General features: G+C 63.8%; 12 protein-coding genes. 1 reads left to right on the forward strand and 11 read right to left on the reverse strand.

The annotated features are described in order from the left end of the window. Window positions 1-81 precede the first annotated feature (81 nt). The 9 genes from ACQP1G_RS45825 to ACQP1G_RS45865 form a co-directional block, all read right to left on the reverse strand. Entirely contained in the window at window positions 82-825 is a 744-nt protein-coding gene (locus ACQP1G_RS45825) for a hypothetical protein (RefSeq protein ID WP_433196997.1), read from the reverse strand. Between the two features lie 170 nt (window positions 826-995). After that, on the reverse strand, window positions 996-2,174 hold the full coding sequence (locus ACQP1G_RS45830; RefSeq protein ID WP_433196999.1) for an MlaD family protein: 1,179 nt from the start codon (window positions 2,172-2,174) through the stop codon (window positions 996-998). Further along, window positions 2,171-3,277: an MCE family protein gene (locus tag ACQP1G_RS45835; protein WP_433197001.1), complete on the reverse strand. Its 1,107-nt coding sequence runs from the start codon at window positions 3,275-3,277 to the stop codon at window positions 2,171-2,173. The genes ACQP1G_RS45830 and ACQP1G_RS45835 overlap by 4 nt, the downstream gene beginning before the upstream one ends. Next, window positions 3,274-4,395, reverse strand: coding sequence for an MlaD family protein (locus ACQP1G_RS45840; protein WP_433197003.1), 1,122 nt, complete (start codon window positions 4,393-4,395; stop codon window positions 3,274-3,276). Before ACQP1G_RS45840 ends, ACQP1G_RS45835 begins: the two co-directional genes overlap by 4 nt. Continuing rightward, window positions 4,392-5,387, reverse strand: coding sequence for an MCE family protein (locus ACQP1G_RS45845; protein ID WP_433209438.1), 996 nt, complete (start codon window positions 5,385-5,387; stop codon window positions 4,392-4,394). The genes ACQP1G_RS45840 and ACQP1G_RS45845 overlap by 4 nt, the downstream gene beginning before the upstream one ends. After that, window positions 5,387-6,430 (reverse strand): MCE family protein, encoded by a 1,044-nt coding sequence (locus ACQP1G_RS45850; protein ID WP_433197005.1) that lies wholly within the window; start codon window positions 6,428-6,430, stop codon window positions 5,387-5,389. The genes ACQP1G_RS45845 and ACQP1G_RS45850 overlap by 1 nt, the downstream gene beginning before the upstream one ends. Then, the gene (locus ACQP1G_RS45855) at window positions 6,427-7,926 is read right to left on the reverse strand and encodes an MCE family protein (RefSeq protein ID WP_433197007.1); all 1,500 of its coding nucleotides are present in this window, start codon (window positions 7,924-7,926) and stop codon (window positions 6,427-6,429) included. The genes ACQP1G_RS45850 and ACQP1G_RS45855 overlap by 4 nt, the downstream gene beginning before the upstream one ends. Window positions 7,927-7,932: 6 nt before the next feature. Continuing rightward, complete coding sequence (locus ACQP1G_RS45860) at window positions 7,933-8,796, reverse strand: MlaE family ABC transporter permease (protein ID WP_433197009.1); 864 nt, start codon at window positions 8,794-8,796, stop codon at window positions 7,933-7,935. A 4-nt stretch (window positions 8,797-8,800) separates the two neighbouring features. Next, a complete protein-coding gene (locus ACQP1G_RS45865; protein WP_433197011.1) occupies window positions 8,801-9,619 on the reverse strand; it encodes an MlaE family ABC transporter permease in 819 nt (272 codons plus the stop codon). A 632-nt stretch (window positions 9,620-10,251) separates the two neighbouring features. On the opposite strand from ACQP1G_RS45865, the gene ACQP1G_RS45870 reads away from it, so the two are divergent. Continuing rightward, window positions 10,252-10,926 carry a S1 family peptidase gene (locus tag ACQP1G_RS45870; protein ID WP_433197013.1) on the forward strand — a complete coding sequence of 225 codons (675 nt, stop codon included), beginning with the start codon at window positions 10,252-10,254 and terminating at the stop codon, window positions 10,924-10,926. 49 nt (window positions 10,927-10,975) lie between these two features. Here the strand turns inward: ACQP1G_RS45870 and ACQP1G_RS45875 are convergent, their stop codons facing one another. Next, window positions 10,976-12,427, reverse strand: a complete 1,452-nt coding sequence (locus tag ACQP1G_RS45875) for an MFS transporter (protein WP_433197015.1) — start codon at window positions 12,425-12,427, stop codon at window positions 10,976-10,978. Window positions 12,428-12,466: 39 nt separating this feature from the next. After that, window positions 12,467-13,135 carry an LppU family putative lipoprotein gene (gene lppU, locus ACQP1G_RS45880; protein ID WP_433197017.1) on the reverse strand — a complete coding sequence of 223 codons (669 nt, stop codon included), beginning with the start codon at window positions 13,133-13,135 and terminating at the stop codon, window positions 12,467-12,469. Window positions 13,136-13,298: the final 163 nt, after the last annotated feature.

Genomic DNA, 13,298 nt, shown 5'->3' on the forward strand with positions numbered 1-13,298 from the left:
CGACCGGACGCAAGGCCGCCGGAAAGACCTCCGGGCGGGTGGTGCCATTCCCACCCGCCCGGAGGCGCCTTCGTCAGTTGTTCAGTTACCCATCTGCTTGAGGATGGGCAGGTCGAATTTGTCGACGAGCCACTTGTCGTCGACCTTCTTCAGACCGGCCACCACCACGAGTTCCACCTTGCTCGGCGGCTTGTTCGCGGCGACGATATTCACATTGGTAGTGGTCTGACCGATCACCACCAGCACCTTCGCACTTTCCGTATCACCGGACTGGAAGCCGCACTGCATGTCGTAGGTGGACGAGCTGGCCTTGGCATCGACAACCACCCCCTTCAGGTCCTGACCGAGCTTGGCGAACTGGTCCTTCCAGTCGCCGGTCGAGGCGGCGTCCACCTTCTTCAGGTAGTCGTCGATGGTCTGCGGATCGTAGGTGGAGATCAGCTTGCCGTATTCGCATGCTGCCGCGGTGGCATCGGCGTGCGCGTCCAACTCGTCGCCGCGATTGCTCGCCTGCCGGTAGAAGACGACGACAGCGGTGACTGCCGCGACGAGCAGCACACCGGCGACAAATGCGGCGATGACGGGCACCATCGCGCCCCGCTCCTTGCCGCGATTCTGGCTGACAGGCTGCGCCGCGCCCTTGGCCGGCGTGTCCGTCGCCTGCAACGGCTCGGACGTCGGGGCCGCCGGGGTGGGCTCCGCGGCTACCGCATCGCCCGCCTTCCCGATCTCGACCGTCTTGTCCTCGGCGGGCGCGTCTACCTTGGCGTCCTCTTTCGGGGCAGCCGAGTTCTGGTTCTCGGCGCCGACATCATCAGTGGCCATCGATACAATCCTGCACTTTCCCGGCGCACTCGAGCGCACCGATATTGCCTTGGCGGTCCGCACCGGGCGAACCGTTCGCACTCTGCGGGCGAGTATTCCCGGCCTCGGATAGCACTGCCGGGCCGGGGTAACTCACCGTCGAATACGTACCGCTCGCTGTGTCAACTGACTCACCGCAGCGGCGGCGGGGTCATGTCATTCGGATCCGCGCCCGGCGGCATCTGCGCACCGTTATCCGCAACATTCGGCCGCGGCGCATTCGCCGAACCGCGAACCTGCAGCCCGGGCGGCGGATTCTCGCAGTAGTTCCACTTGGGCAACGAGCCGTCCTGCACGACCTCATTGCGGATCGGTACGTGCCTGTACTGGCAGATCGGCCGAATCCAGATATCCGCGACGGCGTAGAACTCACCGTCGTGCGCCGGCACACCGGCGGCGGACAACCCGATATTCAGCGACGGGAACAGCGCCTGTAGCGCGGGTATCCGCAACTGTGCCGCCCGCGTCATCGCCGCGAAGTTGGCCGCGAGACTGGTGATCGGATCGGACGTCTTGTCCAGCACCGCCCCCAGACTGGCGAGCTGTCCCGGCCCCTTCTCCAGGACCGACTGCAATTCGGTGTTGGCATTGTTGAACTGATCGAACAACTGGCCCGAATTGCGGGTCAGTGTCGCCAGATCGGGCTGCGCGTTCGAGGTGGTGTTCGCGATGGTGCGCAGATTGGTGATCAGATTCTGGGTCTGCGGCAGCAGATTATCGAATCCGGCCATGGCCAGGCTGATGCCGTTCACCATGCCGCGCAACTGATCCGGGCCACCGCTCAGCGCCGTGTCCAGGTTGGCCAGGATGACACTGAATTTATCCGGATCGATCTGGGCGATCAGCGCGCTGGAGTTGTCCAGCACCGACCAGATGGGGGTCGGGGTTTTGATCTTCTCCGCATCGAATTCGATGACCGAGCCGTCCTTCAGGAACGGCGCCTGCTCGATATTCGGCCGGAAGTCGATGTACTGCTCACCGGCGCCCGACAGCGCACCCACCGAGATCTTGGTGTCGGCCGGAATCTTGTACTTCGAGTCGATTTCGGCCGTGGCTGCGATGGACTGTCCGCGATCGACCAACTCGATCGAGGTCACCTTGCCGATGCGATAGCCACGCAGAGTCACATCGTTGCCCGGCTGCAGACCACCGGAGCGGTCCAGGTTCACCGTGACGGCATAGGTCGACTTCAGCGGATTCACCCGCATGACGCTCACCAGCAGATAGCTGGCGCCGACGATGAACACCAGTACCAGGCCGAGGGTGGACAGCAGCATCTTGCGCCGCATCAGTTTGCCGAGCCATCTCATCGGTGCCCCCCCTGCAGTCGTCCCTGAATTGCCTGCAGGACGGTGATCAGGCTGCCCGCGAAGTCCGAGAGATCACGGCCGTCGAAGAACTTGCCCTGTGCCGGATCCGACAACAAGCTGAGGTTGTGAATATTGGTGATGGTGCCGTAGACCGCGAGGCTGTTGCCGCGGAACGACGCGTCGACCGGGCCACGCATCTCGTGCAGTGCATCCAGCGCGGGTCCGAAGTTCTGCTCGGTCTGCGACAGTGCGTTCATCAGTTTGTGCACATTGTCGAGTAGATCGCCCAGCTGGTCGCTCGAAGTGTTGGCATAGTCGCCGAGCGCCGCGCTGGTCGTCGCAATCTTCTGCAGCAGATCGCCGATGGCCCGGTTGTTCTCGGCGACGGCGCCGATCATCTGCGGCAGCGTATCGGCGACCTGCCCCAATTCCGAATGCCTGGACTCGAGGGTGGTGGCCAGCGAGCCGAACTGGGCGAGCACACTGTCGATCCGCTCGCTGTTGGCGTTCAAACTGCCGACGACACCGGTCATTTCGGTGATCAGATGGGCAATCTGATCACCGCGACCGCCGACGATGGAGTCCATCTCCGAGGTCAGCTTGGTCAGCGCGGCGACGCCACCGCCGTTGAACAGCATGGAGACCGAGATCAGCAATTCCTCGACGGTGGCGCCCGCCGAGGTCTTATCCCGCCCGAGGGTGTCGCCGTCGTGCAGCACCGGCGCGCCCGGATTCGCCTTGGCCTTCGACACCGCGACGAACACATCGCCGAGCGGGGTGGCCTGCCGAAGTTCGGCGGTACTGCCGACCGGCAGTTCGATGTCCTTGCTGATCTTCAGATCGACGATGGCCTCGAAGTTCTTGGTCTTGATATTGGAGACCACACCGACATCGGAGCCGCCGATTTTCACCTTCGCCTGATCGGGAAGGTTCAGCGCGTTCTCGAATTTCGCATGCACAGTATAGGTTTCACCGGCCGCGCCCGGTTTGGGCAGCGGTAGGTCCTCCACCGTGAGACCACAGCCGGAGGTGATGGCCACCCCGGAGGCCGCCGCCAGCGCGATCAGGGTGCGGCGGGCTTTCAACGTGAACCGGTCGTTCATTTGGTCATCCCCAGCAGTGCCGCCGTAATCCCCAGGTCGGGGCCGAGGTCCTCGATCTTGCCGGTCCGGCAGCCATCCGAGCGCATCTGAATCCGTTCACAGAACACGCTCAGCAGTTCGCCGTTGAGGAAGGTCGGCAGGTTGCCGTGCAATCGGACGTAGCCCAGCTCCCGGTTCATCGTCCGGTCCAGATTCTGCATCAGCAGCGGCGTCAGGTCGGCCACCTCGGTGACGCCGCGGGCGTTTGCGCGCAACTGATCTGTCACCTTGGTCAGACCGGCGAGCGAACTCCCCAACTGATCCTGGTACTGCACGAATACCGAACTCGTATTGGTCAGGAAGTCGTTGAGCTGCTGCAGCGTGGCCTGCAGGCCAGGGGCCTGATCGGCGAGCAATCCGGTCAGCTGCGTCATCCGATTGCTGAAATCGCGTACGGACTGGTCGTTTTCGGCCAGCATCGTGGTGAGTTCGTTCAACTTGACGATGATGTTGGCGACCGCGTCCTTATTGTCGACGCCGACCTTCAACGCACCGGAGAGCGCATTGAGGGTGTCGCGCATCTTCTCGCCGTTGCCATTCAACATCGGGTAGAGCACCCGGCCGGAGAGCGGACCGATGCCCTCGGTGCCCGGTGCCGGCTCGAGCGCCGCGGCGAACTGATCGATGGTCTCGAGCATCGTATCCAGCTCGACCGGCGTCTTGGTCTTCGCCTTCGGCAGATGCGCGCCGTCGGACATGCTCTCACCCTGGGTGTAGACCGGGGTGAGTTCGACGTGCCGGTCGGTGACGATAGACGGCGAAACGATCGCGGCCATCGCGTCTTTCGGGATCTTCACGTCCTTATCGATCGTCATGTGCACCTCGACCAAGGTGCCCTTGGGAATGATCTTGTCGATCTTGCCGACTTGCAGGCCGAGCACCGTGACCGGATTGCCCTCGAACACACCCGCGATGTTCTCGAAGTCCGCCGTGATGGTCATCGTGTTGCCCAGTGCGCTGTTCACCGAACTCGGCACCAGCGAGCAACTGCCGACGGCCAGGGCCGCGGCGCTGATCATCAGCGGTTTGGCCAGATGCCGAAGTTTGGACCGCCGCAGGTTGATTCGCGTCAGTTTCATCCCTGGCACCCCTCGATCATGTGGGCGAAGCACAACCAGTTGTCGGGGAAGACCCACGGCGTGCCGACCTCACCGTATGGACCGTTGCCGAGCGCGTTGTTGAAGGTGCGCACCGACACCGGCATGATTTGCAGCAGTCGGTCGAGGTTGTCCTTATTCTTCTGCAGGCCCGCTGCCATGGTGTTCAACTGCTCGATGGTCGGACCGAGCTGGTTGTTATTGGCCGCGCCGATCTCCTGCAGCTGACGGCTCAGCGCCGATACATTGTCGAGCAGCTGGCGCAGCAGGCCCTGGCGCTCCATCACCCGGTTGGCGATGGCCTCGCCCTGGGTGATCACCAACAGCACGCTGTTGCGGTTGTCGCCGAGAATCCTGGTGACCCGGTCGAGATCCTTGAGCAGGCTGTCGACCTGCGTCTTGCGCGAATCCAACACCTTGGCCAACGCGCCGACGCTGTCCAGCGCCTGCGTCGTCAGCGCGGGCGAATCGCCCATCTGCTTATTGATCAGGTCCAGCGAGGCGGCCAGCTGCTTGGTGTCGAGCGCCTCGAACTTCGGGGTGCCGTACTCGACCACATCGGCCAGGTTGTACGGAACCGAGGTGTTGGACAATGGAATTCGGCTGTCCTTCAGCCCCGATCCGTCACCCGGGTCGAGATCGACGTAGCGCGCGCCGAGCAGCGTCGCCATCTTGATCGAGGCCTTGGCATCGGGTCCGAGCTCGACGTCGTTGTTCAGGCTGAGAGTGAGCAGGATGTGCCCGCTCTCGAGCTTCGCACCGGCCACGTGCCCGCTCGGGACGCCGGCCACATTGACCTTGTCACCGACCTTGACCCCGGCAGTCTGCACGAACTCGGCCTTCACCGTCTGCTCACCGACGCCGATCAGCTTGTACGCACTCGAGCCGATCAGCAGGGCGATGACGAGGATGGCGCCGATGACACCCAACCAGAAGTACCGGTTGCTGTTGAACCTGTCCTTGATCTTGGTCATCATGGGCGGCACACCGCCGACTGTCCGTTGCCGCCGATCTGGGTGAGCAGGCCGCGCGGGAGTAGGACGCCGTATAGCGAGACATCCAGTTTGCAGAAGTACGCGTTGGCGTAGGCGCCGTCCTGAGTGAACTTGCCGAGGTCGGCCAGCACTGCGGGCAGGTCGATCGCGGCCTGATCCAGCTTCGCGCCGTTGGCGATCAGCACCGTCAGCGCGGCGCTCGTCGAATCCTGTGCGGTCGCCAGCTTCGGTTGGATCTTGCTCAGCATGGCGACCAGGCCGCTGGTCGCATCCGCGATCTGCTCCGTGGACGATTGCAGCGACTGTCCCTGGTCGTACAGGCCGCCGATCAGTGCCCGGGTCTGGGTAACCAGGGTCTCCAATTCATCACCTCGCTTGGCCAACCCGGACATGACGCCGCTGAGGTTGGTGATCACATCGCCGAGAATCGTGTCCCTGCGCTGGAAATCTGTGGCCAGGGTCGCGGCCTGGGTGATGAACGCGCTCAACGAAACACCGTCACCCTGCAACGCCTGGATGAAGGTCTCCGAGAGCCGGTTCACCTGTTCGGGCTGCAACACCTGGAACAGCGGCTGGAATCCGTTGAGCAGTCCGGACACGTCGAAGGACGGTTCGGTGCGCTCGAGCGGAATGCTGGCCTTGTTCTTCAACGCCGCCGGACTCGCCGCCTTGCCCGGAGCCAGCGCGATATAGCGCTGGCCGATCAGGTTCTGGTAGCGCACCAGCGCCTTGGTGTCGTCGTACACCGTCTGGTCGCGCTGCACGATGAAGGTCACGTTGGCGACGGACTTCTTGGTCTTGGAATCGCGCGTGAGCTCGATCTTTTCGACCTTGCCGACCCGCACACCGGCCATCCGGACGTCATCGCCCTCGCGCAGACCGAGCACATCGCTGAACGTCGCGGTGTAGGTGTTGGTATCACCGACCACCACCCGCGCCAGCGTATTCCAGACGATCACGGTAACCAGGATCGAGACGATCGCGAACAGGCCGAAGCCGATCAGTGGTTTACGAACGCTCATTTGGCGGCACCGCTTTCGCCGACCTGCAGGGTGCCGCCGCGCATTGCCGAGCTGAGCAGCAGATATTCGGCCGCTGTCGGCCGACGACCGAGCAGCGCCACGATCGCGGCATCTCCTTCGTACGAAATCGGACCGGCGGTTGCGGGCGCACTCGCCGGTTGTGCGGGCGCGGGCGGAGCCGCGGGCTGACCGGCGGAGGGCTGTGCACCCGGTGCGGACGGCGCCAGATTCGGGAACAGACCCTCCAGCGGGGTGCCGGCGAACGGGCTGGCCGGCTTCGGCTCGCCCGCGGACGCGGCGAGCGGGTCACCCGGCGAGGTCAGACCCGGGATCTCCGGGAAGCCTGCGGGCAGTGGCAGTTTCGCCAGACCCTGCGCCGAGTCCAGCGAACGCGGCATCATCGACTGCGGCAGGTAGCCGGGATCTGAGACCGCGGGTGCGGTGGCGCAGCTCGGGCCTGCCAGGTTGCCGTAACGGGGGCAGTCCGCCTGTTCGTAGGGCCGGTACGGGGTGAGCGTGACACCCGCGTTCCAGACCATCTGCCGCTGCGGACCCCAGTGGAAGGTCTGCCCCAGCTTGCGCAGCGAGTTGTTCAGCGAGGCGATGGTGTCCGGGATCGAATTCGCGTCCGAGGCGAGAGCACCGAACATATCGCCGGTCCCCGCGGTGATCTGCTTGCCGATATCGCCGTTGCGGGCGAACAGGCTGTTGACCGTATCCACGGTGCCCGCCGTGCCACTGATCAACGCGACCAGGGCGGCGCGGTGGTCCGCGATGGTCTGCGCGGTCTTCACCGAGCTGCCGAGCACATCGAGCAGTTCGGGCGCGGATTGGTTGAGCGCGTGGAACGAGTTCGAGAAATCATCGAGCAGCACACCGAGATCCGGGATGGATTGGTCCACCGAGGTGAGCCACCTGTCCAACCGCTCGACGGTGGAGCCGGGCATCCGGCCGCTGCCGTCGAGTGCCTGTGAGAGCGTGCCGAGCACCCGGCCGAACTGCACCGGGTCGAGTTTGGTGAGGATGCTCCGGACGGTGGTGAGGGTGTCCTGCAGCGCGATGGTGCCCTTGCTGTTGTCCTGCTCGATGGTGGAGCCCTCGTGCAGGTACTTGTCCGCGGGACCGTTGAAGACCAACTCGACCGAGGTGACGGCGAACAGGTTGCTCGGCACCACTCGCGCGGTCACGTTCGACGGAATGTCGCTGGCGAACTCCGGCTTCAGGTCGATCTGCACCTTCTGCAGCTCACCCTTGTTGGCGACCTCGACATCCTTGACCGCGCCGACCAACACACCGCGGAACTTCACATCCGCCTCGCTCGGCAGCCCGTCCCCGGTGGTGGTCAGATCGGCGACCACATGCACCTTGGGGACGAAATAGCCGCGATACCTGGCCATCAGGAAGCCGAGGAGGAGCGCGAAGACGATGAGTCCGCATACGCCCGCGATCAGCAACTGTCGCATGGTGGGCCCACGCCCACTGGGATCGATGATCATCTCGTCCTACCCAGAGATCCGGATGCCGGGATTGACGCCCCAGATCGCCAATGTCATGAACAGGTCCGCGAATACCACGACAATGATGCACATCTTGATGGCTCGACCGGCCGCGACACCCACGCCCTCCGGACCGCCCGAGGCGAAGAACCCGTAGTAGCACTGGATGAACGTGGTGATCGCGACGAACACCATCGCCTTGAGCAGTGAGTAGAGCACGTCACCTGGAATCAGGAACTGATAGAAGTAGTGCGCGTAGGTACCGCTCGAAGTGTTGCCGATCAGCTGGACCGTGAGCGAGCACGAGATATAGGCCATGGCGAGGCCGAGGCAGTAGAGCGGGACGATGGCGACCATCGCCGCGAACATCCTGGTGCTCACCAGATAGGGCAGCGGCCGGATCGCGATCGACTCGAGTGCGTCGATCTCCTCGGAGATCCGCATCGCACCGAGTTGTGCGGTGAATCGACATCCGGCTTGCACCGCGAAGGCCAGTGCCGCGAGCAGCGGCCCCAATTCCCTGGTCGTCGCGAATGCCGAGATGGCGCCGGTGATCGGGCTGAGGCCGAGCAGATTCAGTGAGGTGTAGCCCTGGATGCCGACCGTCATGCCGCCGAACGCACTGAGGATCAATACGACGCCGATGGTGCCGCCACCGACGACCAGACTGCCGTTGCCCCAGGTGACATCCGAGAGCAGTCGCCAGACTTCCTTGGGATAGTGCCGCAGCGCCAACGGGATCGAGCCCACCGACCGCAGGAAGAAGAACACCTGGTGACCCAGGCGCGCAACCATTTCCACCGGGGCCTGCGCGGACTTCTTTATTTGCTGAAGTGGCCGCAGCAGCGGCGGGATATAGGTTGAAGACACCGGCTCAGACCACCTGTGGGGGGAGGAGAACGTTGTAGATCTGGGTGATGATCAAGTTCACGCCGAACAACATGATGGCGGAACTGACCACTGCCGAGTTCACCGAGTTGGCGACACCACCGGGCCCGCCACGGGTATTGAGCCCGGTATCGCAGGCGATGATCGCAGCGAGCAACCCGAAGATCAACGATTTCACCAGTGCGACAAGAAGATCGATAGTGACGGCGAACGAGGAGAAGGTGCCGACATAGGAACCCGGGGTGCCGTTCTGCGCGAAAATGTTGAATATGTAGCCAGTCAAAAATCCGACGAATACGACGAAGCCGCAGAGCAGGACACTGACCAGCATGGCCGCGCCGAGCCGGGGCGCGACCAGGCGGCGCAGCGGATCCACACCCATCACCCGCATCGCGTCGATCTCTTCGCGGATGGTGCGCGAGCCGAGATCGGCGGTGATCGCCGAACCGACCGCGCCCGCGATCATCAGCGAGGTGACCAGCGGTGCGCCCTGCTGGATGATGCCGAGGCCGTTCGCCGCACCGATGAACGAGGTCGCACCGACCTGGCCGGCGACCGCACCGACCTGGATGGAGACGATCACGCCGATCGGGATGGCGACCAGCAGCGTCGGTGCCGCAGCGACGCTGGACATGAACGCGCACTGGCGGATGAACTCGCGGTAGGGAAACCGGCGCCGGAATATTGCGATGAACAACTCCGCGACCGCCGCGAACCCCATAGTGATCTGCCGACCGAAGGTCTCCAATGAGCGCTTCGGATGGTCTTCCCAGTAGGCCTTCGTCCAATCGACTGTGTCACTCATCCGTGAACGCGCTGGTGGACTCTCGGTCGACTGCACTGGCTAACCCCTCTCGACGCCGGTAACCAAACCCCGACGACTTGTTTGCTTGACGCACCTTACTACGGAGTAGTGCAGAACACACCATCTGTGTGTGATTGCAGTCATAGATCAGAGTCACTGTTGGAGAAACGCTATGACCAGTGGCGCGAAGCTTGGGACAGGTCCCAAAGTTAACCCCGATACTTCTAGAACAAGTTACAGTTTGACCAGGTCCTATCAGCCCCGCATATGGCATGTTCGGCCAATTACGCGGATAATATTCATGTAAAATCTGTGACGTTACGAATGGCTTGCGCGATGACGATTCGGACAGAACTGAAACACTATCGCGCACATTTGATGTTCACTGTTATAGAGCTTCGCTATTGCGAAGAATGAGACGCTACATAAGAAATGTCGAAAAGTGAGGCCATCGCCGACCCGATCGACACGAGAGAGCGGACCGTTCGAGCGACCCGCAAGCGATCGCTATGGGTCCCGTTTCGAGCGAGCCGCCAGAGATCGCAACGGATACGACACGCGCCCGGAGCCGAATACTGACACGATGGGTGCGACAGATTGATATCGTGCGGACTTCCGACGTCTGGAGGGACATGTTCAGCAAACTCGCCAAGGTGGCCAACGCCGCCTTCGCCGTAGCTCTTGGTGCGGCGCTGGTCGCAACGGGGTCCGGGATCGCGGATGCCGCGCCGGGTCCACCCGTTGTCGGCGGTGGGTCGGGAATCATCATCGATAATCAGTTCGAATGTACTGTCACGACGGTCGGTTACGACGGCGGTGGTCGGTTGATCGGCTTGACCGCCGGACACTGCGGCGACCCGGGCGCCCAGGTATACGCCGAGGCGGACCGCAGCGTGGGCGTGATCGGCAAGTTCGTCTACTCCAACCACGATCTGGACTACGCCATCATCCAGTTGGATCCCAGCAAGATCACCCCGGTCAACCGGATCGGCAATGTCACGATCACCGGGATCGGAGGCCCGGCCCAGTTCCCGATGATCGTCTGCAAGGAAGGCCGAACCACCGGCAACACCTGCGGCATCGCCTACGGCGATATCTTCGGCACGAATATGGAGACCTGGTCGCAGATGTGCGTGGTCGAGGGTGATTCCGGCGCGCCGGTCGTCGTCGGCACCACCCTGGTCGGCATGGTGAACGCCTATCTCGCCATCGCCTGCTTCGGTCCCGAGGTCGGCACCAATATGAGCGCGATCATGGGTGATATCAATGCCCGTGGCAGCGTCGGGGCTGGCTTCAATCCGATCTAGCCGACTGCCTGATCAGTGATACGCCGAGTGAGCGGGTCGAACGACCCGCTCACTCTGTTGTATGGAGCGGGGCCAGCGCCGGTCCCGCCACCCCGCACTGCGGCATGCAGTCGACGTTGTCCAGCGTCGGAGCGTGCCGTGGCGCGCGCAGCAGTACGGCGGCGAGCAGCGCACCGGCCACGAGCAGGCCGGCACAGATCCACATCGCGACGCCGAAGCCCCGGTCGAATTCGACCGGGTCGCCGAGGGATCCGGAGATTCCGGCGAGACCGGGCAACGCGGCGACAGCGAGCAACTGGGCCGTCCTGGCGACGGCATTGTTCACCCCCGAGGCGATACCCGCCTCACTCGACGGCACCGCGCCGAGTACGGCGCCGGTGAGCGGAGCGACCAACACCGACAGGCCGAGACCGAAGACGAGCACGCCGGGCAGGACATCGGTCGAATAGGTGGCATCGGGTCCGATGCGCTGCAGTAACACCAGCCCGCCCGCGGCGAGCAGCGGACCGGCCGTCATCGGAATACGCGCACCGTGCACCTGCGCCCAGCGGCCCGCGGGCGCGGAGAGCACCAACATGATCAGCGTGACCGGGACCGTCGCCATCCCCGAGCGCAGCGGCGAATACCCCGCCACCAGCTGCAACTGCAGGATCAGCAGGAAGAAGACCCCACCGAGTGCGGCGTAGACCGCGAGGGTGACCAGGTTGGCCGCCGTGAAAACCCGGGAGGCGAACAGCGACGGCGGGACCAGCGGATGATCGCTGCGCAGTTCGATCACCACGAAGGCGGTGAGCAGAAGCAGACCGGCGACGACCAGCAGCGGCATCGTATCGATCAGACCGAACGTCAGCGCGCCCAGCGACAGCGCGACCACTACCGCACCCGGAATATCCAGTCGCGCCGCGGCATTCGGGTCATGACTCTCCGGCACCTGCTTCAGCGTGACGAGCACGACGACCAGTGCGAGCGGCACGTTGATGAAGAAGATGGACTGCCAGCCCGCCAGCTCGATCAACCAGCCGCCGAGGAAGGGCCCGAGCGCCCCCGCAACACCGCCGAAGCCGGACCACAGGCCGATCGCCGCACCCTGATCACGCTGATCGATGGACGAGGAGATCAGGGCCAGACTGCCCGGTGTGAGCATCGCACCCGCCACACCCTGCAGAATCCGCGCGAGCACCAGCATCTCGATATTCACCGCGAAACCACAGAGCACCGAGGCCAAGGCGAAACCGATGACGCCCCACACGAAGACCTTGCGGCGACCGAGACGATCGCCGAGCGAACCACCGAGCAGGATGAACGAGGCCAGGGTCAGCGTGTAGCCATTGAGCGTCCACTGCAGTCCCGCGACATCGGCGTCGAGGGCTTCACCGATGCGCGGTAGCGCGATATTGACGACGGTGGCGTCCAGCGAAGCCACCGATGAACCGAGGATGGTGGCCAGCAGGATCCAGCGGCCGGTCGCCGAATTGAGCCGGGGTAACTCTTGCGCACTCACTGGCCCAACGTAACCTTCGCGGGCCGGTTTTCGGTGCGGTCAGAGATTCTGGACGCAGACCACGAAATGCCGCGTCGGGTACTCGAACCCGCTGCTGCTGCCGCAGACGCCCGCATCGTCGGCACCCTGCTGGATATTGGTCACCTTCACACCCTGGCTGACGCGTTCGGTGCAGTCGATGCGCTTGGGGTCCTCGCCGCCGATATCCATGCAGCCGCCGACAACCCAGTCGATATCCAGGCAGATCGCGCCCTGCTGCGCGCCGTTGAGGGTTTCGAAGTAGGCGGAGTCGCGGTCGGCGACGCACTGCGAACTGCTCGCAGCCTTGCCGATCACCTTGTAGTTCGACGCCCGGCTGCCGCAGGACGCCTTGGCGATGGTGGCGTTATCGGTCGTGCCGCCGAGTGTCACGCAATCACCGACACTGGCCTGGAAGTCGGTGCTGCCGCCCTTGGTCGCCGAGGTGGTCGCCGTCGGCTTGCCCGAGGACGGGCGGGCGCTGGTCGTCGGCCGACCCGAAGTGGGCCTGGCCCCTGAGGTTTTCGGAGTATTGGTGGACGAGACCGCATCAATGGTCCCATCCCCTATTGCGGGCTGGGCGGTGCCGCTGATTTTGTTACCGCAGCCCGCGAGCGAGAGTGCGGCGACCACCGCGACCGCGGCGACGGCCGCCATCGCGAGGCGACCCGAGATCAGTTGACGAGACACGTACAGTCCTCCCGGCTGTAACGCTCCGAACTCATACCCCCGTCGGAATCCGAAGTTGATCTAGCAGTGCGTGATACCACGCAATGCTTACACCACCGACCGCTCGCGCGTCGAGTCGACAGCATCCACACCGGAGAACCACAGCACTGCCCGAGTTGTCGGC

The sequence above is a fragment of the Nocardia sp. CA-107356 genome (assembly GCF_050946365.1).
In the GTDB taxonomy this organism is placed as follows: Bacteria; Actinomycetota; Actinomycetes; order Mycobacteriales; family Mycobacteriaceae; genus Nocardia.